The sequence below is a fragment of the Collinsella sp. TM09-10AT genome (assembly GCF_003436275.1).
Taxonomy (GTDB): domain Bacteria; phylum Actinomycetota; class Coriobacteriia; order Coriobacteriales; family Coriobacteriaceae; genus Collinsella.
Genome location: NZ_QSOP01000001.1, coordinates 193672 through 220355 on the forward strand (window position 1 = coordinate 193672; position 26684 = coordinate 220355).

A 26684-nucleotide genomic window follows, 5' to 3' on the forward strand; every position below is an offset into this window, starting at 1 on the left:
CGGCATTCCGTTTTTCGGAATGCCGCTTTCGTTTTTAGCTGGTTATTTCGCTTGCGTTGGTGGATATGTCGTGCGTTCTGCGTGTGGCAATATAAGATGGTTAATTGCGTTAAACGTAATTCGATGTTTTTGAGGGTAGGGGATTGATTTGGGTCGTTCTGCGGATATGACGCCGCCTTTGCGTTGGCGGTTGGGTGTTGCTGGTAGCGTGGCGTTGGCCGTGCTGCTTGTTGACCAGCTGACCAAGCTTGCGGTTCGTGCCGTCGGCGATGCTCTGCATGTGACTATTATCCCCGGTGTGATCGACTTCCTTTTCGTGCGTAACATCGGTGCTGCCTTTAGCATGGGCGAGGGACATGGCCTCGCGTTTGCCGTGCTGGCGTTTGTCGTTATCGTTGCGATCGCGGTGTACTTGCTTCGCGCGCCCCAGCTTGCTCGCTTTGAGGTTGTGGGCATGGCTATGGTCGTGGGCGGCGCCATTGGCAATGCGATCGACCGTCTGGCTTTTGGCTTTGTGACCGATTTTATTGCCACCACCTTCATCGACTTCCCCGTCTTCAATGTTGCCGATATCGGCATTACCGTGGGCGTCGTGCTCGCCCTCTTTGGCTACATGTTCTTGAGCCCCGCGGCCCGTGAGGTCGATGCGACCGCCGAGCTTAACGCCCGTGACGAGGCCCGCGCCAAGCGCAAAGCCAAGCAGCGTGGGGAGCGTGCCCGCAAGATTCGCGAAAGGAATGAGCGCTAATGGCCGACATCCATATCCTTGTTGCCGATGATGCCGCTGCTCAGCGTCTTGACGCCTATCTAGGTGCCAACGACGGCTGTCCCACACGCTCTGCCTGCGCGCATCTGATTGAGGGCGGCGCCGTTGCCGTCAACGGCGAGACCTGCCTGTCCAAAAAGTACGCCGTGCGAGCCGGCGACCGTATTTCGGTCGATTTGCCCGAGCCGCACGACCCGACCGACGTGATTCCCGAGGCCATTCCCCTCGATATTCGCTACGAGGACGACTACCTTATCGTGCTCTCCAAGCAGCGCGGCCTGGTGTGCCATCCTGCGCATGGTCATGAGAGCGGTACGCTCGCGAATGCCCTGGTCTATCACTGCGGTATTGACCATCTGGGCACCGTGCAGGGCGAGGATCGCCCCGGCATCGTGCATCGTCTGGATCGCGACACTTCGGGCCTTATGCTTGCGGCGAAGGACGACGACACCCAGCGCGCGCTCCAAAATCTTATCCGTACGCGCACGCTCGACCGCCGCTATATTACGCTCGTTCACGGACATATCGCTATGGATGAGGGCACCATTAACACCGGCATTGCCCGTTCTACGCGTGACCGTGTCAAGATGGCGGTTTCGGACGATCCTTTCGCGCGCCAGGCCATTACGACCTTTAAGGTCCTCGAGCGCTTCGATTCCACGCGTTTTGACGACGGCTATACGCTCGTCGAGTGCCACCTGTTTACGGGCCGCACGCATCAGATACGCGTGCATATGCGCCATATCAACCACGCCTGCGTGGGCGATCCACTCTACGGCAAGTGCGATGCACGCGCCGATCAGGGGCTGACCAGGCAATTCCTTCATTCCTGGCGCGTCGCATTCGACCATCCCGTGACGGGGGAGCGCATTGAGTGCCGCGACGAGCTGCCGTGGGATCTCGCTGCGGTTCTTGACGACCTGGCCCCGCGCTCGCTTGGTCGCACCGCTGCCGGCGACGAGATCGTTCCTCAGCTCGGTCTTCTCGAAGCCTAGTCGGTATTAGGTGGTTTCTTGAACGCCCCTAGCCTGCGGTAAGATATACGGTTGTTTACGTAATGCGTTCCTGGGAGCCTGCATGCTCGCCTTTTTACAAACCAACACACCCATCGTGATCTTCAACCAGATTGTCGTCACGCTGCTCACGGTCTGCTTCTTGTACCAGGTGGTCTTCTTTGTCATCGGTGCTCTCCGCGGCGAGGTCGCGCCTCCCAAGGCCAAAAAGCTCCACCGGTATGCCTTCTTTATTGCAGCACACAACGAGGAGGCCGTTATCGCCAACCTCGTTCGCTCCATCAAGGACCAGGATTATCCGTCCGAGCTCATCGAGGTCTTTGTCGTCGCCGATGCCTGCACCGATAACACCGCGCAGCTCGCGCGCGAGGCGGGCGCTGTCGTGTACGAGCGAAACGACCTGGCCCGTAAAGGCAAGAGCTGGGTCATGGACTTTGGTTTCGACCGTATCCTTAACGAGTATCCCGACACCTTTGAAGGTTACTTTATCTTCGATGCCGATAATGTTATCGCCCGCGATTACGTGTCCAAGATGAATGATGCCTTTGACCAGGGCTTCCATGTGGTCACGAGCTATCGTAACTCCAAGAACTTCGGAAGCTCGTGGATCTCGGCAGCGAATGCCACTTGGTATCTGCGCGAGGCGCGTTTTCTCAACAACGCGCGCAACATCTGCAAGACGTCCTGCGCCGTATCGGGTTCGGGCTACCTTATCTCGGCTAGCGTTATTGAGGGCATGCACGGCTGGCAGTTCCATACGCTGACCGAGGATATTCAGTTCACCACGTTCTGCGCTATTCACGGCATTCGTATTGGCTATGCGCCGGCGGAGTTCTTTGACGAGCAGCCCGTGACGTTTAAGGCGTCCTGGAAGCAACGTATGCGTTGGACTAAGGGTTTCTACCAGGTGTTCTTTACCTACGGTAAGCATCTGGTCAAGTCGACCTTCCGCTATCATCGTTTTGCCGCCTACGACATGTTTATGACGATTGCCCCTGGTATGCTGTTATCGCTGATTTCGATGCTCGCCAACGCCACGTTCCTAATCGTCGGTGGTCTTTCGCATGGCTTTTTGGCTACCGAGGTCGAGATGCAGGCGTGTGCCGCTTCGCTCATCATGACCTTCGTCATGATGTATCAGACCTTCTTTATCCTGGCGCTGCTCACGACTATCTTCGAGTACAAGCACATCCATTGCGCGCAAAAGTGGCGCCTGGTGACCAACCTGTTTACCTTCCCGATCTTTATGTTCAGCTATATCCCCATCACGGTTGCCGCGCTGTTCCTGAAGGTCGACTGGGTGCCCACGCAGCACGCCGTTAACGTTACCCTCGACGAGGTCATGCAGGGCGCCAAGTAACCACGACCAGAACCACCACGAAGGGGACAGGCACCTTTGTGGTGGTTTCTGCTTTTGAGTGATTGCCCCGGGAGGTGTTCAATGGTCTATATTCCCTTTTGGATCTGCGCCTTTGCCGGTGCGGTGATTGATGTCCGTGAACGGCGGTTTCCCAACGCGCTTGCCGCCGCATGCGCCGTGGCGGCGTTTGCAGGCGTTTGGCTGGACAGGGGCTTGAACACGGCGCTTGACCACGCCGGTCCTGCCGTTATCGTGTACCTTTCCCTTGTGCTGACCGAGTCGCTTTGGCGGCGTTTCCGCCAGGCTCCCGGCATCGGCATGGGGGATGCCAAGGCGCTTTTCGCGCTTTGCACGCTCGACCCTCTGGGCGGCATCGTGGCATTTGCCGTTGCGCTCCTGGTCCTGGCCCTCTCCTGCCTCTTCACAAAATCGCGCTCCCTGCCATTGCTCCCGTTTTTGGTGCCGATATTTGCCATAATCGAGGTCGTGGGCTGGACATTGTAACCGATTGCGCATCCTTTTTAAGGAGCATGCCATGGCAACTAATCAAGAAACGGCCGTCATTAAGGCGCGCATGGACCGTATTCCCTCGGCGTTGTCGCCCGAACTTTTCGAGCGCATTGCCACCGATCGTGCTTCGGGCTATGTTAACCCGTATCGTTGCAACGACGATCAGGTCATTCGTCGTATTGATCGCGCCGCCGACAAAGGCACGCTTATGCGTCCGGCGTTTATGCGCGATACCGAAAAGATACTTCATCTTCCGGCGTACACCCGTTATGCAGGCAAAACGCAGGTCTTTAGCTTCCGTAGCAATGACGATCTGTCACGCCGCGGTTTGCACGTGCAGCTTGTCTCCCGCATTGCGCGCGATATCGGTCGCGCCCTGGGGCTCAATTGCGATCTGATCGAGGCGATTGGCCTGGGCCACGACTTGGGACACACGCCTTTCGGCCATGCCGGTGAGCGATTCCTCAACGATATCTACCACGAGCGTACGGGGCGTTATTTTTTCCATAACGTGCAGTCGGTCCGCGTGCTCGACGCGCTGTACGGCCGTAACGTGTCACTCCAGACGCTCGACGGCGTGCTATGCCATAACGGCGAGTACGAGCAGCGCGTGTTTGAATTGTCGGATATGGGCTCCTTTGACCAGTTCGATCAGGCGGTCGAGGACTGCATCGCCACGGGCTATGGCGCCATTGGGCACCTGCGTCCCATGACGCTCGAGGGCTGCGTCGTTCGCATCTCGGATATTCTTGCCTACGTCGGTCGTGACCGTCAGGATGCGATCGCGGCGGGTCTGCTTTCGCCCGACGCTTTTGACGATGGTCGGGGCGGCGCCTATAACAGCTGGATCCTCACGCACGCTTCCATCGATATCGTTGAGCATAGCTATGGTAAGCCGCGCATCGAGATGAGCGAGGACCTGTTTGAGGAAATTCGCCGAGCCAAGCGCGAGAACTACGAGAAGATCTATAGCAAGGGCGGTATCGAAGGCGATTCCGAGGAGGAGCTGCGTGAGGCGTTCGAAAAGCTCTACGACCGTTGCCTGCGGGATCTAAACAGTGGCGACGAGTCCTCTTATATCTTTAAGCACCATATTTCGCGCATTGAGCAGCAGCTTTCCTACTACGATCGTACCTATGCCTGGCAGGACGACAAGGATCAAGCCGTGGTGGATTACATCGCGAGCATGACGGACGGTTATTTCTGCGAGCTGACGAGCAAGCTGTTCCCGGGTCTAAAGTTTCCGCATCGTACCTATATTAACGAACGGTAGTTCGTATTTATTCGGTATACTGTTTGTGGAAAACGTTTTTGATTGATGCACGGGATGGCTATGGACGACCTTTTTTCTGCTTCGACGCGCGAGCGTTCCTTTCAGAATGCGCCGCTTGCGGTGCGCATGCGCCCCAATTCGCTCGACGAGTATGTGGGCCAGCAAAAGGCCGTCGGTAAGGGCTCATGGTTGCGTGCCGCGATCGAGCACGACGTGCTTTCGAGCGTGATTCTGTACGGGCCGGCCGGTACGGGTAAGACGACGCTGGCCCACATTATCGCCAACCATACCAAGAGCGAGTTTGTCGAGGTCAGCGCCGTGACGGGCACCGTAAAGGACTTGCGCCGCGTGATTGACGAGGCCAAGACGCGCCTGAATACGTACGACCGCCGCACCATTCTATTCATCGATGAGATTCACCGCTTCTCTAAGTCGCAGCAGGATGCCCTGCTGCATGCAGTTGAGAACCGTACCGTCATTATGATTGGCGCTACGACGGAGAATCCGTACTTCGAGGTCAACTCGGCGCTGCTCTCACGTGGTCGAGTCGTGGAGTTTGAGCATTTAAAGGATGAGGATATCGCCATGCTTATCGAGCGTGCGCTCGAGGCACCTCAGGGCCTGAACGGCAAATTCTCGGTCGATGATGATACGGTCAAGACCATTTGCACGCTGGCAGCGGGTGATGCACGCTCGGCCCTGACGACGCTTGAGTTGGCGAGCGAGATTGCCGTCACGCGTCCCGATACCGAGGGGACGCCGGCTCCGGCGGCGGGGGAGCGGTATCCCATCACGGTCGACGATGTGAAGATCGCCAATCCGCGCCGTGGGTTTTCGTATGACAAAAACGGTGACATGCACTACGACATTATCAGTGCGTTCATTAAGTCCATGCGCGGCAGCGACCCCGATGCCACCATTTATTGGCTCGCGCGCATGATCGATGCAGGGGAGGATCCTAAGTTTATTGCACGCCGTATTATGATTCAGGCTTCTGAGGATGTTGGCAACGCCGATCCGCAGGCGCTTTTGGTGGCGCATGCCGCGTTTAAGTCTGCCGAGGTCATTGGCTATCCCGAGTGTCGCATTAACCTGGCTCAGGCTGCACTCTATGTGTGCTTGGCGCCTAAATCCAACGCGTGTGAGGCTTCAATCGATGCGGCGCTGGCCGATATCCATTCTAGTGGGCTTCGCGAGGTGCCGAGTTATCTACGCGATCGCCATCGCCCGGGCAGCGATGAATACGGTGTGTATAAGTATCCGCACGATTATCCCGAAGGCTGGGTCGACCAGCGCTATTTGCCCGAAGGCTTAGAACGCGGTGCATTTTGGCAGCCTGCCGGCCGCGGTTGGGAAGAATGGCGCGTAGAGCAAAGCGAACGCGACCGCAGCGGGAATGCACCGAAGTAGCTGCTGATAATTTTGTCCCACGTTGCTGCTCTTGGCATGTTCGGTCCCCTTTGGGGTACCATGGAAAGCGTTTGTATTTCGATTCCTTTGGGAGGCTTGTATGAGTCCCATTCAAATCGCCTTGCTGCTGCTCGCCGTTGCCGGCGTGTGGGCTATCGTTGAGCTTGCGCTCACCCTGCGTAAAACCCGCACCGTTGTCGACTCGCTCGACAAGACGGTAACCGACCTCAATAATACGATTGCCGAGGCGCAGCCCGTGGTGGCAAAGCTTGATGGTGCCGTTGACGAGCTTACGCCGGCACTTGCCCAGATGGAGCCGCTCCTCAAGTCGAGCAAGACTGCCATTGACGCCCTGACGTCCAACCTCGTTGAGGTTGAGGCGGTAGTTCGCGACATCTCCGAGGTCACGGGCAGTATGGCCGAGGCCAGCAATGCCGTATCGAGCGTGACAGATTCTGCGGCCGGCGCCGTGCAGAAGCTCTTCAATAAGGTGAAGGCTCCTGCAGCCGACGCCGATCGTAAGCTAGCCGCTGCCGCCGCCGAGGCCGAGCAGCCTACCGAGCGCGTTCTGATCGGTGAGGCTGAGGACGAGGCCGCCGATGGTGCGGATGCGGCTCAGAAGCCCGCAGCCAAGCCGGCTCAGTATTACACCTATACGCCCGCCGAGTCCTCTGAGGAGTCCTGCGATGAGTAGCGAAGCAACCTTCCCCATCACGCTGACCGTTGCCGGCGACCCGCGTCTCGCTCGCCTTGTGCGCATGACGGCAGCCAACGTTGGTGCCCTGTGCTCCATGTCTGTCGATCGCATCGAGGACATCCGCATGGCTGCCGAGGAGGCTTTCATCTTTGGGTGCACCGCGGTCGACTGCGACGACATCACCATCAAATTCGATGTCGATGAGACTCACGTTGGCATGACTATTACCTTTGGAGACCAGGCTACGGTTGATGAAAACGACCAGGCTGCGGTGTATGCCGAGCTCATCCTCGCGAGCGTGTGCGATTCCTACGAAAAGACTGCGGCGCCCCTGACGCTTTCCCTCGATCTCAAGGCGGATATCTAATATGACCGAACGTTCCCGGAGCGGCAAGACCGCTTGGGACAAGGAGAAAACCCGCGAGCTGTTTCGTCGCTACAAGGAGACCGGTGATCCGGACGCCCGCGAGCAGCTCGTCATGTCCCATATGAACCTGGTAAGGTTCCTTGCCAACAAATTTAAGAATCGCGGCGAGCCGCTCGACGACCTGATGCAGGTTGGCTATTTGGGCCTGCTCAAGGCAATCGACCGCTTTGACCCTGAGCGCGGACTCGAGTTCACCACGTTTGCCACGCCCACCATCTTGGGCGAGATCAAGCGTCACTTCCGTGACAAGGGCTGGAGCGTGCGCGTGCCTCGTCGCCTGCAGGAGCTTTCTGCCAAGGTTAACCAGGCTACCGACAAGCTTACCAACGAGTTGCAGCGCTCGCCCAAGGTTGAAGAAATCGCTGAGTACCTGGACGTGACCGTCGACGAGGTCCTGGAGGCCATGGAATCGTCGTCGGCCTATACGTCGGTGCCCATCGAGGCTCCCGGAGCGTCCGATTCCGACGATGCGCCCTCGATTCTTGACCGTTACGCCGACGACGACAACGAGCTCGACTTTACCGATGACCGCCTGGTGATCGAGGAAGCCATCCGCGATTTCTCGCCGCGCGAGCGTGAGGTTATCGAGCTGCGCTTTGTGAAGGGCATGACCCAGATCGAGATCGCCAAGAAGCTGGGCATCTCGCAGGTGCAGGTCTCGCGCCTGCTGCGCCGCACCCTCAAGAAGATTCAGGATAAGATCGACCCCGACGGAGTGATGGTTCGTTCATGAGTGAGCACCCCCAACAAATCGACCGCACGCTTCGCGATACCCGCATTCTGACGCTGCGCATTTGGGGCGTCGTCGGCTGCATTGTCATCGCTGCCGTTATCTTCAACCTTATGGGCATCCTGGCACCGGTCATCGAGTTTCTCGCTGTCGGTTCCATCATCGCTTTTGTGATGTCTCCGATCACCAACTGGCTCGAGCATCACGGCGTCGGACGTGGCCTCGGTTCGCTCATCGCACTCATTGTGGTTGTTGCCGTGCTCGTCGGCGTCGTCTGCATCCTATCGCCTATTTTGCTCGGTCAAATCATGGAAGTCCTGAGCCGCCTGCCCGAGCAGCTTCGTGTTGCGGGTGGCGATCTCAACGAGATGCTCTCGCACGCTAAGACGCTCAACAACACGCCGCTCAAGGAGTATCTGGACGACAATCTTTCTTCGTTGGTTACCGTAGCGTCCAAGTACGTCTCGCAAATCGCTGCTGAGCTCGGCCGCGGTGTGTTTCCGCTCATTACCAACACGGCCTCGCAGCTGTTCGTCATCTTCCTGGGTCTGGTGCTTGCCTACTGGCTTGCCTGCGATTATCCCCGCATGCACCACGAGGTCTGCACCATCATCGGGCAGGAAAAGGAGACCTCGTACCGCTTTATGGTGGCCATCCTTTCGCGTTCGGTCGGCGGCTGCATGCGTGGCATGGTCATCACATCGATCTGTGGCGGTTTTCTTGCCTTTATTGGTTTTACGATCATCGGCCATCCGTATGCAGCACTCATGGCTATCTTTACCGGCATTATGCACCTGGTTCCGGTTGTCGGTCCCTGGGTGAGTGCGGCGATCGCCACGGTGCTCGGCTTTATGTTCAGCCCCATGCTGGCGTTGTGGACGCTTGTCGTGACCATGGTGGCTCAAAACGTCACCGATAATGTCATTTCGCCTAAGGTCATGCAGAGCTCGGTGCAGGTGCATCCCGTTATGAGCCTGACGGCTCTCGTTATCGGTTCGGCACTCATGGGTCCCATCGGCATGGTTATCGCCATTCCGCTGTGCGCGGCCCTCAAGGGCATCTTCGTCTACTACTTTGAGAACGAGACCGGCCGTCAGCTCGTGGCATACGACGGCGCCGTGTTTAAGGGCACTCCGTATCGCGATACCGAGGGTAACCCAGTTGCCGCCTACGACGCGCTTGGCGACGATACGTTCATCTACGAGTCCGAACTCATCGGCAACGAGACCGCTCCCGAGGCCCAGGCAATGCCCAAGCCCGAGCTCGATAATCCCTGGATTAAGCTCTCAGGCCTACAGCCCGACGCGACGGGTTTCTTTAAGAACCCCTTTGCCAAGGACGACGACACAAGCTCTGACGACGACACCAAAACCGGCATCGACGGCTCCATGGACGATTCGGATTCCAAATAGGCCCTGTTAGCGTTTCTTGATGTTGTAAATAACAATAAACGCGATCAAAGCGATTGATAAGGGGCCAGCCACATAGAAAAAGATGGTGTCAATTGCGCTTAGGGTGTAATACGCTTTATCGCCAGATGTTACTGCGTACAATGCGTAGCCAAATCTCGGCTGGTTCACATACCAGCTCGAGTAAGCGAAGATTGCTAAAAGGGCTACTGAGGTTAGTGCATTCACGACAAACCGTTTGCTATTCATTGATCGCTCCTTCCGGACGATTCCTATATGAAATTTTACCAAAATCATTTTTTTCAAAGTATTTGACAGACCATAATAACGTGCACTTTCGCTGAAGGGTCGCTGTTTGGCGGCCCTCTTTTTTGCACAGGCGCGGTGGGATGGTAATATCGTTACGTTTGAACTGTTTCGATGTGAAACCGAGGAGATTCCCTCTATGAGTGCTGACTACCCGTCAATGACTACGGCCGAGATTCGCTCCAAGTTCCTCAACTTCTTTGAGGAGCGCGGTCTTAAGCTCTATCCTTCTTCGTCCCTCGTCCCCGACGATCCTTCGCTGCTGCTTGCCAACGCCGGCATGAACCAGTTTAAGGAGTACTACCAGGGCAAGAAGACCATGAAAGAGATCGGCGCGATCTCCTGCCAGAAGTGTGTCCGCACCAACGACATCGACTGCATCGGTGAGGACGGCCGTCACCTGTCCTTCTTCGAGATGCTCGGCGACTTCTCCTTTGGCGGCGTCTCCAAGCAGCAGGCCTGCGCTTGGGCCTTTGAGCTCATTACCAAGGAGTTCAAGCTGCCGCTCGATCGCCTGTACTTCACCGTCTTTACCGAGGACGACGAGACCCATGACGTGTGGCGCTCCCTGGGCGTTGCCGAGGATCACATCTCCCGCCTGGGCGAGGACGACAACTTCTGGGCCGCTGGCCCCACCGGCCCCTGCGGTCCGTGCTCCGAGATCTACTTTGACATGGGCGAGGAGGTCGGCTGCGGCAGCCCCGACTGCAAGCCCGGCTGCGACTGCGACCGCTTCCTGGAGTTCTGGAATCTCGTCTTTACCCAGTACGACCGCCAGGAGGATGGCTCCATGCCGGAGCTGCCGCACCGCAACCTCGATACGGGCATGGGTCTGGAGCGCATGGCCGCCATCATGCAGCACAAGACCGCTAACTACGACGGCGATCTGATGCAGCACCTCATCAAGCTGGGCGAGAAGATCAGCGGCAAGACCTATGACGCCGACGATTACTCCGGTGCTAGCCGCTCCCTGCGCATCATCGCAGATCACTCTCGTGCCGTCGACTTTATGATCTCGGACGGCATTCTCCCCGGTAACGAGGGTCGCGAGTACGTCCTTCGCCGCCTGCTCCGCCGCGCCGTGTTCCACGGTCGCCTGCTGGGCATCGAGGGCGCCTTCCTGACCAAGTTCATTGACGAGGTCAACGCCCAGATGGGCGAGGCCTATCCCGAGCTGCTCAAGAACGTCGCGCTCGTTAAGGGTATCGTCGCTTCCGAGGAGGAGCGTTTCTCCACGACGCTCGACAACGGCCGCGTCTACCTGGATGAGGCTCTGGCCGCGCTTGCCGAGGGTGCTGTCCTTCCGGGCGACGTCGCCTTTAAGCTGCATGACACCTTTGGTTTCCCCATTGACCTGACCGTCGAGATTGCCGGCGTCGCTGGCCACGACGTCGATATGGACGGCTTCACCGCTTGCATGGAGGACCAGAAGGCCCGCGCTCGCGCCAACGTCAAGGGCGATGCTTGGGGCAGCTTCAACGACGTGTGGGTCGAGCTTTCCGACAAGGTTGCCGCGACCGAGTTCGACGGCTATGACAACGATGTGATCGAGGGTGCCAAGGTTGTCGCCATCGTTCGCAACGGCGAGTCCGTCGAGTCTGCTTCCGTCGGTGAGGACGTCGAGGTCGTGCTCGACCGCACCCCGTTCTACGCCGAGATGGGTGGCCAGCAGGGCGATGCCGGTGAGCTTTCCGCCGAGGGCGTTGCGCTGACTGTTGCCGACACCAAGAACCACAATGGCCTGTATGCTCACGTCGCGCACGTTGCCGAGGGCACACTGACCGTCGGTGCTACCGTGACAGCCGCGCTCGACGCCGAGCGCCGTGGCTTCCTGCGCCGCAACCACACTGCCACGCACCTGCTCGACGCCGCGCTTAAGCAGGTCCTGGGCGAGCATGTCTCCCAGGCTGGCTCGTTGGTGACGCCCGAGCACCTGCGCTTTGACTTCACGCACTTCGAGGCCCTGTCCTCCGAGCAGCTCAAGGCTGTCGAGGACCTGGTCAACCAGCAGATCTTCGCTTCCAAACCGGTCGTGACCCGCGTCATGGGCATCGACGAGGCCAAGGCCGCCGGTGCTGTCGCCCTCTTTGGCGAGAAGTACGGCGACGTCGTCCGCGTCGTCTCCGTGGGCGCCGAGGATCAGCCGTTCTCCCGTGAGCTCTGCGGCGGTACGCATGCCGCCAATACTGCCGAGATCGGCCTGTTCAAGATCATTTCCGAGTCCTCTACGGGCTCCAACGTCCGCCGTATCGAGGCCGTGACCTCCAAGGGCGCTCTCGACTACATGGCCGACCGCCTGGCGCTCGTTGACGCCGCTGCCGCTGCGCTCAAGTGCCGTGTTGACGAGGTTCCCGCCCGCGTGGAGAACCTGCAGGCCGAGCTGCGCGAGACGTCCAACAAGCTCAAGAAGGCACTCACCGGTGGCTCCTCCGACGCTATCTCTGGCGCCATCGAGGGCGCTGTCGAGCTCGACGGCTACAAGCTCGTCGTCGCTGAGCTTCAGGGTCTTGAGGCTGCTGACCTGCGCAATGTGTGGGATACCGTGCACCAGAAGGTTGCCGGCCCCGTCGCCTGCGTCGTTGCCAGCGTTACCGAGAAGGGCACCCCGGCCCTGCTCGCCGCCGGCTCCGATGACGCCGTGAAGGCCGGTTTCCACGCCGGCAACGTGATCAAGCAGATCGCGGGCCTGGTCGATGGTCGCGGTGGCGGTCGTCCCAACATGGCCCAGGCCGGTGGCAAGAATGCTGCCGGTATCGCCGATGCCCTCGCGGCCGCCAAGACCGCGCTCGGCGCCTAAGAACCTAAGTAGTCGCTGTGGTCGCGCTCGCACTGGACATAGGGGAGACCAGGATTGGCATTGCCGTCTCGAGCCGTGATGGCAAGATGGCGATGCCTGTCAAGGTGCTTCCGGCTGCCGAGGTCACTGGTATGGCAAAGACGTTTCGCTACCTGGTCGAGGACTATGAGCCCGATATCCTGGTAAGTGGACGTCCCTTGACCATGGCAGGTGAGCCCGGCCCCCAGGCCGAGCGCGTCGCCGCAGTGGCCCAAAAGATTGCCGACGAGCTCGAACTTCCGCTGGAGTTTGAGGACGAGCGTCTGTCCTCGCAGGAGGCCAAGCGAATCCTGCGAGAGCAGGGACTCAACGAAAAGCAGATGAGGGGCAAGATTGACATGATCGCCGCCAGCCTGTTCTTGCAGACATGGCTCGATCGTAAAAACGAGGAGGTTTCGCATGCCTAGCGCTTCCGATCCGCGCCAGCAGAATCGTACACGGCAGCCTGCGCCGCGCCCTGCTCAGCCTGGCCAGCGCCCGGCGCAGCCGACGCAGCGTTCGGCTCAACCTGCTCAGCGTGCCGCTCAACAGCCCGCAGCTCGTCCCGCGCAGCCCGCTGGCGGCGCTCGTTTTAAGCAGCAGGCTCCTGCCCAGCGCACGCAGGGGCAGGCCCGGCAATCACGCCCCCACGCACATCATGCTCATGGCTCGCACGGCGTTGCTCCGGCCACGCGCTCGAGCTATAACACGCATGCCCGCCGTGGCGTCCAAAAGAAAAGCTCTCCGGTGCCTATGATTATCGGTGGCGTCATCGCCGTGCTTGCGCTTGTCGCGATCGTTTTCTTTGTTGTGCCGGCCGTCAAGGGCTTCTTTGCCGGCGAGGATGCGAAAGTCGCTGCTGGCCAGCAAGTTACTATTACGATTCCCGATGGCGCCTCGGGTGATGCCATCGCTTCGATTCTCTCCGAGAACCATATCGTCGAAGACCCCAAGGATTATTACGCGGCGGTCAAAAAGCTCAATGCCGATATGTCGCTTAAGCCTGGCACCTACTCGTTTACCACGCTCATGGACGCGACCAAGGTTGTTCAGCAGCTCATGGAAGGCCCCAATGCGGGCTCCGATGCACTGACTATCCCTGAGGGCCTGACGGTCGACCAGGTCGCCGATCGTGTGGCCGCGGCATACGACAGCATTTCTAAGGAAGATTTCCTTAACCAGGCCAAGGCGAGCAATTATGTGAATGATTACGCTTTCCTTAAAGACGCTGCAAACGATTCACTCGAGGGCTTCCTATTCCCCAAGACCTATTCGTTGGGTAAGGACCCTTCTGCCGATGATGTGATTCGCGCCATGCTTGACCAGTTCAACACCGAGTACAAGTCGCTTGACTTTGCGAGCTGTGAGGCCATGATCAAGGAGCGCTATGGCGTGGAGATGTCCGATTACGACATCGTTAACCTTGCCTCGATCGTCGAGCGCGAGGGCCTCAACGCCGATCAGCGCGCGCATGTGGCATCGGTTTTCTATAACCGTCTGGCGGGCAAGCTCGATGGCCTGCGTTACCTCAATAGCGATGCGACCATGATGTATGTCACCGGCGGAGAGGTTACCGCCGACGACCTGCAGAGCGATAGTCCGTATAACACCTATAAGCACGAGGGCCTGCCGCCCACGCCCATCTGCTCTCCGTCGCTCGAGGCGCTCAAGGCCACCCTTGAGCCGACCGACTCCGATGACCTGTATTTCTACATTACGCAGGACGAGGAGTACTTCTCGCAAACCTACGAAGAGCATCAACAGTCTTGGAATTAGCATGAGGATTTTTAGCCCCAAACGATACGTTGCCTCGGTCGATCGCATCGACCTTGATACCCTGTGGGCCGACGGCAAACGCGCCATTCTGCTCGATCGCGATAACACTCTGGTGCCGCGCGACACCGAGCAGGTTCCCGCTGCGGTTTCCGCTTGGCTCGACGCCGCCCGCGCCAAAGGCTTTAAGCTGTGCATGGTGTCCAACAACTGGCATCGCGATCAGGTCATGAGCTCTGCACGCGAGCTGGGACTCGAGGCCATCAGCCACGCCATGAAGCCGGCGCCGTTTGCCTTGAAGGCGGGTCTTAAGCGCCTCGGCGCCACGGCAGACGAGGCGGTGCTGATCGGCGATCAGCTGTACACGGACGTGTGGAGCGGTAGTTTTGCCTGCGTTGACACTATTCTGGTCAAGCCGCAGGCAACCCAGGACCTGTGGTACACGCAGATCTTCCGTATCTTTGAGCGCCGGGCCCTGCGCGACCTTCCCTGCGAGGAATAGGTTTCGCCATGTCTCAGCACATCAAACACGGCTGCGACCATATTTTCTTTATCGGCTTTTTGGGCGCGGGCAAATCGACGCTCGCGCGCAACGTCGGCACTATGTTCAAGCGGCGTTTTATCGATACCGATCGTTTGGTTGTGCGTCGATGTGGCAAGTCGGTGACCGAGATATTTGAGACCGAGGGCGAGGATCGTTTTCGCGAGCTTGAGACCTCGGCACTCCGTTCGCTTCAAAGCGAGCGCAGCCTGCTGGTGTCGTGCGGGGGTGGCATCGTCGAGACGCCGGTGAACATTGAACTGATGCACGAGATGGGTACATGCGTGTACCTCGAAGGCGACTTTGAGGACTCGTTGCGCCAGATTCGCCGTTCTGATACCCGGCCCGATTTCCGCTCGCCCGAGCATGCTGCGCGCCTGTTTGAGCATCGCCGTCCGCTGTATCGCCAGGCCGCCGATATTACCCTTGATATTCGCAACAAGTCCTTCGAGGACGTTTCCTACCTTTGTGCCGAGATGCTTTTGGAGCGTGGACTGCTATGATTCGCCGTCAACTGATCAATTTCCAAAACCGCAGCGTCGATGTCCGTGTCGGATTGGGCGCGTTCGATGAGCTGCCGCGCATGTTTGCCTCGGTTGTGGGCAAGCCTAAGCGCGCGATGGTGGTTTGGAACGACGCCACATCCGAGCGTTTTGGCGAGGTCGTCGAGCATGCGCTGGTCGACGCCGGCTTTGCCGTGTCGCTGCTCGTCCTCGAGGTTTCGCCTGCCGGTGCTACGCTGGTCGATGCCGATACCGTCTTTGGCGCCCTGTCGGCTAATGGCATTACCTGTGACGATCTCGTTGTCGCTGTCGGCGACACGGCGACCTGCTCAGTCGTTTGCTGGTGTGCCAATCAGTGGTGCGGTCGCACCGAGTGCGCCTTGCTGCCGACGACGTTCGACGCCATGCTCACGGTCGCGACGACCATGAAGCCGCTCGTCGCCTCGTCGGAGAATGCGCTTCCCGCTATCGCGTTTCGTCCCGAGCCGGGCTTGGTCGTGTGTGACCTCGACCTTGTTCGCGCGGCGGACCCCGAGGACCTTAAGCTCGGTTATGCGGTACTTGTTGGCACCATGCTTTCGAGCAGCAAGTCCCGCTGGAATCAGTTTACCGAGACCGTCCCCGAGATTCTCGCGGGCGAGGAGGTCGCGCTCGTCAATGCCGTTCAGTGGTCTCAGACTGCACGTAAGGACGTACTGATGGCCACGAACCCGAGCGCCCGTCATGCGCTCGATTTTGGCAAGACGGGGGAGCGTACCCTGCGCGCCTGCTTGGTCGATGCCGCGTCGCAGGTCCCTGTCTACCAGCTGCTGTCCGAGGGTATGCGCTTTGAGGCGCGCCTAGCACATGATGCCTGTGACTTCGATATCGATTACGTCTTTGAGGTCGATGACTGCCTGGAGGACTTTGGTATCGAGGAGCTTGCCTTCGATCTGGAGCCTGCCTCATATATCGAGGAGTTCCGCAGGCAGCAGTTTGTCCGCTCGAACCGCAGCATGTTGCCGCTGCCCGCGGCGCTCGGCGCCATTCGTCTAACGAGCGTTGAGGACGAGGTTCTCGACCGCCATGCTCGCGCATACTTGGCTTCTCGCAAAGAACTTCTCTAGGATTTATTGACATACATCGTCTTTCGTATCATGTTGAGGGGCGGGTTTCCAATCGGTTGCGAATCGCGCGCGATTCCGTCGTTCGGTTGAGACCCGTTCCGTCTTTATAGAGACAACAAGAAAGGAACCTGCATGTCAGAGTTTGCTGCCGGTCCCGCCGGTCGTATCGAGCGTGTCCGTGCCCTGATGGTTGAGCGTGGCTACGACGCTATCGTGGTGCGCGACGAGGCCAACCTTCGTTGGCTTACGGGCGTCAAGGGCGTCTTCGATTACACCTTCGAGTTCCCGCATGCTGCGTTTATTACGGCCGACCAGTGCCTGTTCCATACCGACTCGCGCTATCTCAACAGCTTTGAGGAGAACACGCCCGCCGGCAGCCCCTGGGTTTACGACATGGACGAGGGCACCATCTCCGGTTGGGTCGCCGGCAAGATCGCGGCCAACAAGTGCCGCGTCTGCGCTGTCGAGGACGACATGCAGATCAACTTCTACCAGGGTATCCAGCGTGGCTTGGAGGATCGTTCCGTCGCCTGCATGTTGCCGCTGATGCATGACGACATTCGCAAGATGCGCGCCATCAAGGACGCCGAGGAGATCGAGCTCATGCGCCATGCGCAGTCGATCACCGACACCGCCTTCCAGCACATGCTCGGCTATATTAAGCCCGGTATGACCGAGAAGCAGGTTCGCAACGAGCTCGAGAACTTTATGTTCGCCAACGGCGCCGACAGCCTGGCCTTCGGCTCCATCGTGGCGAGCGGCCCCAACACCGCCAACCCGCATGCCGTCCCGAGCGACCGCGTGATCGAGAAGGGCGACTTCGTTCTCATGGATTATGGCGCGGGTTATTGCGACTACCGCTCCGACATGACTCGTACCGTCGTGATGGGCGAGCCCACGCAGGAGCAGCTCGACTTGTACGCGCTCGTGCGCCGTGCGCACGAGGAGTGCGTCGCCGCCATCCATCCGGGCGTCGAGGGCAACGACATTTTCAAGCTTTCCAAGAAGATCATTGGCGATGCCGGCTATGGCGATTACTACAACCATGGTCTGGGCCACGGCGTGGGCATTGACATCCACGAGCTGCCCAACTTCAACCGCAGCAAGAATATCATCGAGGTCGGCTCGGTTATCACCATGGAGCCCGGCGTCTACCTGCCCGGCGTGGGCGGCGTGCGCCTGGAGGACTACGGCGTGGTCACCGAGAACGGCTACGAGCCCTTCACCAAGACGCCGCATGACCTTCACGTCATCGATTGCTAGTCTACTTCGGTAGATAGTTTGGGGCGGGGCCTCCGGAGCAATTCGGACGCCCCGCGTTCTCTTTTTATGCGCTCGCTGCAGGCGCCGTCTGCAAGTGTATAATTTCGCTCGTATGTAATTTGGACGCTTGTGCGTTCTGCCCATAACAAGAAAGGTCGCTATGCCTACCATTTCTACCGCCGACTTCAAGAACGGCCTCGGTCTCCGCATTAAGGACAAGGTCTACACCATCGTCGAGTTCCAGCATGTCAAGCCGGGCAAGGGCGGCGCGTTTGTGCGCTACAAGACCCGCGACATCAAGAGCGGCCGCGTCGTCGAGAACACCTGCAACGCCGGCACCAAGTTCGAGAGCGTCATGCTCACCACCCGTGAGTTCCAGTACCTCTACAACGATGGCACCGACTACATCTTCATGGACAACGAATCCTATGAGCAGGTTCCCGTTCCCGAGGACATGGTGGGCGAGAACTCCAAGTGGCTGCGCGAGAACGACATCTGCCAGCTGCTCTTCGCCGACGATGAGCTCATGGGCGTGACTCCGCCGATGTTCATCGAGACCACCATCGTCCAGACCGACCCGGGCTTTAAGGGCGACACCGTCCAGGGTTCCACCAAGCCGGCCACGATCGACACCGGCGCTGTCATCCAGGTCCCCATGTACCTCAACGAGGGCGAGGTCATTAAGGTTGACACCCGCGACGGCAAGTTCGTCTCCCGCGTCTAGCAACCAACTCTTCTAGGAGGACTCATGCCCCAGGAAATCAAGATTGACGGCATCGGCATTTCGCCCGATGTTCTGACCGCCATCGTCTCGCGCGCCGTGTCCGATGTCGAGGGCATCGCCTCCGTTGGCGTCAAGGACCTTGCCACCAACCTTGTCTCCATGATGCTCTCGTCCAAGGCCCCGGCTTCCGAGCCGGCGGTCGAGGCCGAGGTCGTCGGCGACAAGCTCGCGCTCACCGTGCGCGTCGTGGTGTTCTTTGGCTATCCGTTCAAGAAACTCGCCGAGGCCGTTCGCGCTGCCGTGGTCGCTGCCATCGATGCCCAGGTGGGCGTTGAGGTCGAGCGCGTTGACGTTTGCATCGACGGCCTCGTTTTCCCCAAGGAGTAACCTTTGAGCCTTAAGGTTTATCGCGGGCGTACGCTTGCCCGCAGTCAGGCGCTGCAGCTGCTGTTTCAGGCCGAGGCCACGGACAGCCCGCTCGAGCGCGTCCTCGAGGGCGATTTCCTGATCTCGAAGGGCCCCCTCGACCCCTATGCGCTGGAGCTGTGCCGCGGTGCCTACGAGCATATCGATCGCATCGACTGTGCCCTGCGCGCCGTCGCCAAGAACTGGGATCTTATGCGCATGCCCGGCGCCGACCGCAATTTGCTGCGTATCGCCGTCTACGAGATGCGCTTCCTTACCGACGAAGAGGTCTCGGACGCTATCGTGATCAACGAGGCCGTCGAACTTGCCAAGGCCTATGGCACCGACCAGTCCGCGTCGTTCGTCAACGGCGTGCTGGGCAAGATCGCGCGCAGCGAGGAGTTGCCGGGCGAGGACCTGTACCAGGAACTGCTGGCCGAGGATCGCGCTCGCGAGGAGGCCCAGGCTGCCGAGGCTGCCGCTAAGGTTGCGGTTGCTCAGGCTGAGGCTGGCGTGCTGGCCGAGGATGCGGACGCCGCCGAGGCTGTCGTCGACTCCTTCGAGGAGTAGTCATGCCAGAGGGTTCTGTCCGCAACTTTGACGAGATCTCGGACCGTCTGGATCAGATCATCGCTACCGTTCGCTCCAAGGATACGTCCCTGGAGCGTTCGCTCGATCTGTTTGACGAAGCGATTGAACTGGGTTCCCGCGCGGTCGATATGGTCGACAAGTTTGAGCTGACGCCGCGTGAGGCCGACAAGCTCGAGCAGGAATACGATGAGGATGCGGCAAACGAATCCCAGGATAGCTAGGCCGCATCTCCGGATACGAATGGTTGATGGCATTCATGAAACGCGTGCGTCTCGATGACGAACTGATTTCACAGGGCATCTGCGCCGATCGCGCGGATGCCCTTCGCACTCTTATGGCCGGGTTGGTTTCGAGCGGCGGTGAGCGTTTGACCTCTCCGGGGCTCAAGGTGACGCCGGGCCTGCCGCTGCACGTTAAGGGGCGCATTCCGTACGTTGGGCGCGGCGGCCTTAAGCTTGAGGGTGCGCTCGATGCGTTTTGTATCGATCCCACGGGCCTTACCTGCCTGGACGTAGGCTGCTCTACTGGCGGCTTTACCGATTGCCTGCTCAAGCGCGGTGCCGCCACGGTCGTTTCGGTCGACGTGGGCCGTGCCCAGTTTGATTGGTCGCTGCGCCAAGACGATCGCGTGACGCTCCATGAGCGCACCAACGTGACGCAGCTGCCCGAGCTCGGCTATGAGAGCGCTATCGACTTGGCTGTGTGCGACGTGTCGTTTACCAGCATCGCGAACATCATCGATGCGGTGCTGGCTTGCCTGACGCCTATGGGTTCGTTTTGTACGCTGGTAAAGCCGCAGTTTGAGGCTCCGGCGGCGCTGGTGGGCGAGGGCGGTATCGTGACCGACCCCGCCGTGCGTGTCGACACGCTCGTTGCGGTCATCGAGCTGTTTGCCGCGAAGGGATTGTTCCCGGTCGATGTGTGCGTGTCGCCCATCCATGGCGCCAAGGGCAACGTTGAGTTTTTCCTGTACGGCACGAGGTTTGCCCCCGGCGAGCGCTCGAATGACGAGCTGCAAGCCCAGGTATCGGCTTTGAGCGAGAAAGCGGCAACGCTATGAAGGTCTTTCTGGTTCCCAATTACTACAAGCAAGAGGCGGTCGAGAGCGGCCTGATGCTCGAGCTCTGGCTGACGCGCCAGGGCTACGAGGTCGCATGGGCGGCCGACCAGCGCTCCAAGATTCAGAGCACGCCCGATGTTGACGATGCCGACCTGGTCATTACGCTCGGCGGCGACGGCACGCTGCTGCGCGCCGCCCGCATTCTCAACTACCGTGAGATTCCCATTTTGGGTCTTTCCTATGGTCACCTGGGCTTTTTGACGGCGGCCAGTCCCGAGGAACGCGACGTTTTGCAGGTTGTGAGCGATGCCCTGTCCGGTGAGCTCCACGTGAGCCGTCGCGCCACCATCGCCGCAGATATCGTTTCCGTGCGCGAGGACGGCACGAAGGACGTCGTGCGTTCGTTCGCCCTTAACGACATGGCGCTCACGCGTGGGCCCCTGTCCGATATGGTCGAGTTCGACATCACCGTGTCGGGCCACCATATCGACCGCTTGCGTGGCGACGGTGTGGTCGTATCGACGGCGACCGGCTCCACCGGCTATGCGCTTTCAGCCGGTGGTCCCATCGTAAGCCCCGATTACACGGGTATGGTTTGCGTGCCCATCGCGCCGCACACCATTCAAGCTCGCGCCTTTTTGACCTCGCCAAGCGATGTCGTCGAGATCTTTATGTCTGACGACCGCCCGAGTGTGCCTGCCATCGCTATCGACGGACAGTTTATTACCTGCGACGGCACGGTCGAGAGCGTGGCCGTGCGTCGCGGTCCCGGCGATGTGCTGTTGCTCGACTATGGCCCCGAAAGCTTCTATAACTCGGTGAGTCGCGTATTCTACGGAGTTCGTCATGATCGATGAGCTGCAGGTTTCAAACATTGCACTCATTCGCGAGGCGACGCTGGTGCCCAGCACAGGCCTAACGGTTTTGACTGGCGAGACTGGCGCCGGCAAGACCGCGCTGCTCTCGGCGCTTAAGCTTATTTTGGGCGAGCGTGCCGATTCGTCGACCGTGCGCGAGGGCGAGGCGCTTGCGAGCGTCGAGGCTCGCCTGTTCGATGGCCCGCACGACGCGGAGGGCTTCACCGTGCAGCGCAGCCTTTCTGCCGAGGGCCGCAGCCGCGTCAAGATTGACGGCCGCATCGCCAGCGTGCGCGAGCTTTCCGAGCGCGTCGGCGTGATGATGGATCTTTGCGGCCAGCACGAGCATCAGCGCTTGCTCGATCCGGCGCATCATGTTGCTATGGTCGATGCCTGGGCTGGTCGCTCTGCGCTCGAGGCGCTGGAAAAGTACCGTGCCTGCCTTAAGGCGTCGCGTGCGGCTGTCAAGGAGGTCCGTCGCGTAGAGGAGGCGTCGCGTGCGCAGGGGAGTCGCGTCGAGGAGGCGCGCTTCGCCCTGGAGCGTATCGCCGAGGTCGACCCCAAGCCGGGTGAGTATGAGGAGCTCGAGGAGCTGCTGCCGCGCTCCGAACATGCCGAGGTACTGGTTGCCACAGCTAACGATGCCCATGCATCGCTTGCTGCCGAAGGGGGAGCGCTCGATGCCGTGAACGGCGCCGTGGCAGAACTGTCGCGCATGGCTACCGTCGATCGCAAACTGGGTGTCATCGCCGACGCACTTTCGGATGCCTGCATCTCACTCGAGGATTGCGCCAACGAGCTGCGTGCTTATCGCGATGGCGTTGCGTTCGATCCTCGCGAGCTCGCTCGCATGCGCGAGCGGTATTCCGACCTCAAGGGCCTGCTGCGTCAGTGGGGTCCCACCATGGACGATGTATTTGCCATGCGTGACCGCTCGCGGGAGTTGTTATCGCTGGTGGACGATGGTGACGAGCAGATTAGGAAGGCACGCGAGGCACTCGGCGCGGCGGAGCACGAACTGTTCGCCGCCGCCAAGGCGCTTAAGCGCGCGCGCAATACGGCAGCCCCGCGTTTTTGCCACGAGGTGGGTCGTCAGATGGCACGCCTCGAGATGGGCGGCGCTGAGCTGGTTTGGGAGTCGCGTGATCTTCCGCGTGCCGAGTGGACGCCGGCGGGGCCTTCGAGCTACGAGCTTTTGTATCGCAGCGGCGCCGGATTGACGCCGCGTCCCTTGCGCCGCATTGCGTCGGGCGGCGAACTGAGCCGCGTTATGTTGGCGAGCAAGGTTGTCCTCGGTAATGCGGACGGCGTCGACACGCTGGTATTTGACGAGGTCGATGCCGGTGTCGGTGGTTCCACGGCTCGTGCTCTTGCTGGCGTGCTGGCCGATCTTGCCGCCACGCATCAGGTCATCGTCGTAACCCACCTGGCGCAGGTTGCGGTCATGGCCGACAAGCATTACGTGGTCAGCAAGGAGCCAGGCGACGTTCCTCAGACGCATCTGGACGAGGTGACTGGGGACGCCCGTACCGCAGAGATCGCTCGAATGCTGAGCGGCGATCAATCGGAGGCAAGCCTGGCGCACGCCAGACAGATGCTGGAAGATGCTCGAGGTTAGAACGACCCGGTGGTGTTGGGGGGCAAAATATCAGTAATTCTTGCCTCGCTACTTGTCCGTCTGGCACGACCGTCAAAAAACTATGTCGGTTTACTACGATGAATCGGCATAGCTCGAGCACGGCTAAAATTGCAAAAAGAAAACCGCAGGTAGAAAGCCTGCGGTTTTCTTTAACAATGCGATGTGATTGCATGTTCCGATTTCATCGTAGTAAACCGGCATAGTTTTGTGGGAACGGCACATAACGTCCCCCGTTAAAACCTACTCTACGACCTTATCCGGTTGAATGAGCTCCTCGTAGTAGCTGATGTGCTCTCGGGCGTCCTCGATTTCGGGCAGCAGGAAGTTGTAGATGACCTCGATGATCATCGTGGCGCTCATCTTGGAGAACGCGAAGTCGCCCGTTGTCAGCAGCGCCTCGTGATTGACGGTATTAAAGGTGTAGTCGGCTAGGCGCGCAAGTGGAGACTTGCTGTCACTGCTGATGACGACCACGGTGGCACCGCAGTCGCGAGCCGCTTTTGCCATGCGATTCAGACGGCGCGACTTGCCGGAGTTCGAGATCAGCACGATAACGTCGCCGGGGCGCAACGTGAGCGCGAAACCAATCGAGGTCTCGCTGATGGTGCTTGCCATGCAGCGAAGGCCCAGCTGCGAAAACTTAAACGTCGCGTCGAGCGCAACGGCGTTGGTGTTGCCTACGGCCGCAAACTCAATAACGCCCGCATTCTTTAACGCGTGTACAACGGCCGTTAGCGTATCGTGGTCAATCCCGTCGATGGTCGCGTTAAGCTCGCTGACCTTGGCAGCCAAGATATTTTTAAGGCTCTGCTCCATGTTGTCGAGCGAGACCTCGTCGGTCAGGCCCTCGTTGCGCTGACTCTCCAAGTCGCGTGCCAGCGAAAACTGAAAGCTGCGGAAGCTGCCAAAGCCCAGCTTGCGGCAAAAGCGCGAAACCGTCGCCTCGGACGTGGCGGCGGCTCGTGAGAGCTGTGCGGCCGTCAGGCGCGGCGCCTCGGACTGGTGCTCCAATATATAGTCGACAATGCGCTGCTCGGATCCACTATATCCCTGATGAGTGCTAATAAGGGAGAGCGCGCTCTTGCTGCTATCGGTCATGGATGGCTCCTGGTTGGCATGAAAATTGGACTCGTTTTTCAATGCCATAGTATACGGGCATTTTCAATTACAAGATACACCTTGCCGTTTCAAGTGTTGATGGTAAACTTTCACCTACCGTTTACGGTTATGAAAGAACCTTTCACCGGAGAATTGGGACATTTTCCTTTCCGCGAAAGCGCTGGGTTGGTATCTTTCAGTTGTGGAAAAGCGCGCAAGGACGCGCGTGTAGGGGAGCGCCTGCGGGCGCAGTACTCAAGAAGGAGGGACACATGGCTAAGTTTGACATCATCGCCGCCACCGGTTGCCCGACCGGTATCGCGCACACCTTCATGGCGAAGGAGGCGCTGGAGAAGGCAGCTGCCGAGCGCGGTCTGACCATTAAGGTCGAGACCCATGGCCAGGTCGGTGTCGAGAACGAGCTCACCAAGAGCGAGATCGCTGGTGCCAAGGCCGTTGTCGTCGCAGCCGATAAGGATGTCCAGGCTGAGCGTTTCGCCGGTAAGCCCATGGTTTCCGTCGGTGTTTCCAAGGCCCTGTCCGTCGAGGCCGCCGGAAAGCTGATTGACCGCGCGCTCGCCGCCAAGGGCGACGATACGGTTGCCGCTGCCGCCGATGTCGAGGACGAGGTCGAGGAGAAGGAGTCCATCGGCCATGTCATCTACAAGCACCTCATGAATGGCGTCAGCCACATGCTGGTCTTCGTCGTCGCCGGTGGTGTTCTGACCGCCGTTTCGTTCCTGTGGGGCATCACGTCCTTCGATTCGACGGCTGCCGACTACAACAGCTTCGCCGCTATGCTCAAGATTATCGGCGGTATCGCCATGAACCTCATGGTTCCGGTGCTTTCCGCCTACATCGCCGAGTCCATCGGCAAGCGCCCGGCGCTCGTCCCCGGCTTTGTTGCCGGCATGATCGCCATCCAGGGTCTGCCCGTTAACGCCGATACCGGCATGATCGACGCCGGTGGCGCCGGTGTGGGCTTCGGCTTCCTGGGCGGCATCGTCGGCGGCTTCCTCGCTGGCTATGTCATCCTGCTGCTCGAGAAGGTCTTTGCCGGTCTGCCCAAGAACCTGGACGGCCTCAAGGCTATCTTCCTGTACCCGCTGTTCTCGACTGCCATCGTCGGTCTGGTCATGCTCGGCATCTCCGGCCCCATGGCTGCCATCAACACCGCCATGATGGACTTCCTCAAGGGTCTGTCTGCCTCTGGCGCCGTTGTCCTGGGTCTTGCTATCGGCTGCATGTGCGCCTTTGACATGGGTGGCCCGGTTAACAAGGCTGCTTACGTCACCGGTACGGCTATGCTCACCGAGGCCCTGGCCGCCGGTGTTGGCACCGAGACCTACAACTTCGGCACCAACTTCATGGCTGCCGTTTCCGCCGCCTGCATCGTTCCGCCGCTGATCACCACCTTCGCCGTCGTCGTCGGCAAGAAGTACTTCAGCCAGGAGGATCACGACGCCGGTGTCGTCAACCTCATCCTTGGTTGCACCCACATCACCGAGGGCGCCATTCCGTTCATGACCAAGAACATCTGGCCCGTCATGCCCATCATGATGCTCGGTTCTTCCATCGCCTCGATCCTGACCATTATGTTCAACGTTCATGATCCGGCGCCTCACGGCGGCTTCCTGGTCCTGCCCGTTGTCGAGAACGGTCCGCTGTGGGTCCTCGCGATCCTCATCGGTGCTGTGGTCGGTGGAATCTTGTTCGTGGCCTTCAAGAAGTTCGACTTCGAGAAGAACCAGAAGGCTGCCCCTGCAGCCAAGCCGGTTGAGGCCCCCAAGGCCGCTGCTGTCGAGGCTCCCAAGGCCGAGGCTGCCGACTTCGTGAAGGTCGAGAACGTCTTTGTCGCCGAGGACTTCGCTTCTCGTGACGAGGCCCTGAGCTTTGTCTCCAACCAGGCTGTCAAGGCCGGTATCGCCGGCGACGCCGACGCCGTGATGAACGCCTTCCTGGCCCGCGAGGCCGAGGGCACCACGGGCATGATGGAGGGCTTCGCCATCCCGCATGCCAAGTCCGACGCTATTACCGAGGCTGCCGTCATCGTCGTCAAGGACGAGTCCGGCGTGACCGGTTGGGACACCATGGACGGCGCTCCCGTCAACGTGGCCATCGCCCTGCTCATCCCGGGTGCTCAGGCTGGCACCACACACCTCAAGATCCTGTCCAAGGTCGCCGAGGCACTCATGGACGAGGACTTCCGTGCCACTGTCAAGGGTTCCACCGACGCCGCCGAGATCGCCAAGACGATCAACGCCCGCCTGGTCTAATCCAGCAGTCAGCGATTAATATCGCCCCCTGTAAAAAGGCGGAGACCCTCACCAGGGCCTCCGCCTTTTTCATCTCAACTTGGCACTTAGGGACGTTCCTTTTAATATGAGCAGGACATTGTCAAGAGGCAA

At 59.6% G+C, this 26684-nt stretch carries 27 protein-coding genes; 25 read left to right on the forward strand and 2 right to left on the reverse strand.

Going from position 1 to position 26684, the window contains the following annotated elements:
• The first annotated feature begins 190 nt into the window (after nucleotides 1-190).
• From lspA to DXD77_RS00885, 10 genes are all read left to right on the forward strand, one after another.
• Nucleotides 191-748: a signal peptidase II gene (gene lspA, locus DXD77_RS00840; protein WP_233506673.1), complete on the forward strand. Its 558-nt coding sequence runs from the start codon at nucleotides 191-193 to the stop codon at nucleotides 746-748.
• Nucleotides 748-1761, forward strand: coding sequence for an RluA family pseudouridine synthase (locus DXD77_RS00845; protein ID WP_117564133.1), 1014 nt, complete (start codon nucleotides 748-750; stop codon nucleotides 1759-1761). Before lspA ends, DXD77_RS00845 begins: the two co-directional genes overlap by 1 nt.
• A gap of 82 nt (nucleotides 1762-1843) precedes the next feature.
• Entirely contained in the window at nucleotides 1844-3139 is a 1296-nt protein-coding gene (locus tag DXD77_RS00850; RefSeq protein ID WP_117564132.1) for a glycosyltransferase family 2 protein, read from the forward strand.
• 81 nt (nucleotides 3140-3220) lie between these two features.
• Entirely contained in the window at nucleotides 3221-3643 is a 423-nt protein-coding gene (locus tag DXD77_RS00855; RefSeq protein ID WP_089571722.1) for a prepilin peptidase, read from the forward strand.
• Between the two features lie 31 nt (nucleotides 3644-3674).
• Nucleotides 3675-4922 (forward strand): deoxyguanosinetriphosphate triphosphohydrolase family protein, encoded by a 1248-nt coding sequence (locus tag DXD77_RS00860; protein ID WP_117564131.1) that lies wholly within the window; start codon nucleotides 3675-3677, stop codon nucleotides 4920-4922.
• Nucleotides 4923-4982: 60 nt separating this feature from the next.
• A complete protein-coding gene (locus DXD77_RS00865) occupies nucleotides 4983-6332 on the forward strand; it encodes a replication-associated recombination protein A (RefSeq protein WP_199408975.1) in 1350 nt (449 codons plus the stop codon).
• Between the two features lie 100 nt (nucleotides 6333-6432).
• Nucleotides 6433-7026, forward strand: a complete 594-nt coding sequence (locus tag DXD77_RS00870; protein ID WP_117564129.1) for a hypothetical protein — start codon at nucleotides 6433-6435, stop codon at nucleotides 7024-7026.
• Nucleotides 7019-7396 (forward strand): ATP-binding protein, encoded by a 378-nt coding sequence (locus DXD77_RS00875; RefSeq protein ID WP_117646449.1) that lies wholly within the window; start codon nucleotides 7019-7021, stop codon nucleotides 7394-7396. The genes DXD77_RS00870 and DXD77_RS00875 overlap by 8 nt, the downstream gene beginning before the upstream one ends.
• 1 nt (nucleotide 7397) lies before the next feature.
• Entirely contained in the window at nucleotides 7398-8189 is a 792-nt protein-coding gene (locus DXD77_RS00880) for an RNA polymerase sigma factor SigF (RefSeq protein ID WP_117564127.1), read from the forward strand.
• Nucleotides 8186-9598, forward strand: a complete 1413-nt coding sequence (locus DXD77_RS00885) for an AI-2E family transporter (RefSeq protein WP_117647340.1) — start codon at nucleotides 8186-8188, stop codon at nucleotides 9596-9598. Before DXD77_RS00880 ends, DXD77_RS00885 begins: the two co-directional genes overlap by 4 nt.
• 6 nt (nucleotides 9599-9604) lie before the next feature.
• On the opposite strand, the gene DXD77_RS00890 is transcribed toward DXD77_RS00885, so the two are convergent.
• Complete coding sequence (locus DXD77_RS00890; protein WP_117564125.1) at nucleotides 9605-9844, reverse strand: hypothetical protein; 240 nt, start codon at nucleotides 9842-9844, stop codon at nucleotides 9605-9607.
• Between the two features lie 196 nt (nucleotides 9845-10040).
• Here DXD77_RS00890 and alaS point away from each other — a divergent pair, with 196 nt between their 5' ends.
• The 14 genes from alaS (at nucleotide 10041) to DXD77_RS00960 (ending at nucleotide 23157) form a co-directional block, all read left to right on the forward strand.
• Nucleotides 10041-12698, forward strand: coding sequence for an alanine--tRNA ligase (alaS, locus tag DXD77_RS00895; protein WP_117564124.1), 2658 nt, complete (start codon nucleotides 10041-10043; stop codon nucleotides 12696-12698).
• Between the two features lie 17 nt (nucleotides 12699-12715).
• Complete coding sequence (gene ruvX, locus DXD77_RS00900; RefSeq protein ID WP_089571740.1) at nucleotides 12716-13144, forward strand: Holliday junction resolvase RuvX; 429 nt, start codon at nucleotides 12716-12718, stop codon at nucleotides 13142-13144.
• Nucleotides 13137-14492, forward strand: a complete 1356-nt coding sequence (mltG, locus tag DXD77_RS00905) for an endolytic transglycosylase MltG (protein WP_233502352.1) — start codon at nucleotides 13137-13139, stop codon at nucleotides 14490-14492. Before ruvX ends, mltG begins: the two co-directional genes overlap by 8 nt.
• A gap of 1 nt (nucleotide 14493) precedes the next feature.
• Nucleotides 14494-14991, forward strand: a complete 498-nt coding sequence (locus tag DXD77_RS00910; RefSeq protein WP_117647342.1) for a YqeG family HAD IIIA-type phosphatase — start codon at nucleotides 14494-14496, stop codon at nucleotides 14989-14991.
• An 8-nt stretch (nucleotides 14992-14999) separates the two neighbouring features.
• Nucleotides 15000-15533 carry a shikimate kinase gene (locus DXD77_RS00915; RefSeq protein ID WP_099431675.1) on the forward strand — a complete coding sequence of 178 codons (534 nt, stop codon included), beginning with the start codon at nucleotides 15000-15002 and terminating at the stop codon, nucleotides 15531-15533.
• Nucleotides 15530-16639 (forward strand): hypothetical protein, encoded by a 1110-nt coding sequence (locus DXD77_RS00920; RefSeq protein ID WP_117564120.1) that lies wholly within the window; start codon nucleotides 15530-15532, stop codon nucleotides 16637-16639. The genes DXD77_RS00915 and DXD77_RS00920 overlap by 4 nt, the downstream gene beginning before the upstream one ends.
• Nucleotides 16640-16771: 132 nt before the next feature.
• Nucleotides 16772-17902 carry a Xaa-Pro peptidase family protein gene (locus tag DXD77_RS00925; protein ID WP_117564119.1) on the forward strand — a complete coding sequence of 377 codons (1131 nt, stop codon included), beginning with the start codon at nucleotides 16772-16774 and terminating at the stop codon, nucleotides 17900-17902.
• Nucleotides 17903-18062: 160 nt separating this feature from the next.
• On the forward strand, nucleotides 18063-18626 hold the full coding sequence (efp, locus tag DXD77_RS00930) for an elongation factor P (protein WP_006233983.1): 564 nt from the start codon (nucleotides 18063-18065) through the stop codon (nucleotides 18624-18626).
• 24 nt (nucleotides 18627-18650) lie between these two features.
• The gene (locus DXD77_RS00935; RefSeq protein WP_006233982.1) at nucleotides 18651-19013 is read left to right on the forward strand and encodes an Asp23/Gls24 family envelope stress response protein; all 363 of its coding nucleotides are present in this window, start codon (nucleotides 18651-18653) and stop codon (nucleotides 19011-19013) included.
• A 3-nt stretch (nucleotides 19014-19016) separates the two neighbouring features.
• Nucleotides 19017-19601: a transcription antitermination factor NusB gene (gene nusB / locus DXD77_RS00940; RefSeq protein WP_117564118.1), complete on the forward strand. Its 585-nt coding sequence runs from the start codon at nucleotides 19017-19019 to the stop codon at nucleotides 19599-19601.
• Between the two features lie 2 nt (nucleotides 19602-19603).
• Nucleotides 19604-19843, forward strand: a complete 240-nt coding sequence (locus DXD77_RS00945) for an exodeoxyribonuclease VII small subunit (protein ID WP_006233978.1) — start codon at nucleotides 19604-19606, stop codon at nucleotides 19841-19843.
• A 35-nt stretch (nucleotides 19844-19878) separates the two neighbouring features.
• Nucleotides 19879-20682: a TlyA family RNA methyltransferase gene (locus DXD77_RS00950; protein WP_117564158.1), complete on the forward strand. Its 804-nt coding sequence runs from the start codon at nucleotides 19879-19881 to the stop codon at nucleotides 20680-20682.
• Nucleotides 20679-21539, forward strand: coding sequence for an NAD(+)/NADH kinase (locus DXD77_RS00955; protein ID WP_117564117.1), 861 nt, complete (start codon nucleotides 20679-20681; stop codon nucleotides 21537-21539). Before DXD77_RS00950 ends, DXD77_RS00955 begins: the two co-directional genes overlap by 4 nt.
• Nucleotides 21529-23157 carry a DNA repair protein RecN gene (locus DXD77_RS00960; protein WP_117647344.1) on the forward strand — a complete coding sequence of 543 codons (1629 nt, stop codon included), beginning with the start codon at nucleotides 21529-21531 and terminating at the stop codon, nucleotides 23155-23157. Before DXD77_RS00955 ends, DXD77_RS00960 begins: the two co-directional genes overlap by 11 nt.
• 261 nt (nucleotides 23158-23418) lie before the next feature.
• Here the strand turns inward: DXD77_RS00960 and DXD77_RS00965 are convergent, their stop codons facing one another.
• On the reverse strand, nucleotides 23419-24276 hold the full coding sequence (locus tag DXD77_RS00965) for a MurR/RpiR family transcriptional regulator (RefSeq protein ID WP_117655428.1): 858 nt from the start codon (nucleotides 24274-24276) through the stop codon (nucleotides 23419-23421).
• Nucleotides 24277-24548: 272 nt separating this feature from the next.
• Between DXD77_RS00965 and DXD77_RS00970 the strand changes: the two genes are divergently transcribed.
• Nucleotides 24549-26552: a fructose-specific PTS transporter subunit EIIC gene (locus DXD77_RS00970; RefSeq protein ID WP_117564114.1), complete on the forward strand. Its 2004-nt coding sequence runs from the start codon at nucleotides 24549-24551 to the stop codon at nucleotides 26550-26552.
• Nucleotides 26553-26684 lie beyond the last annotated feature (132 nt).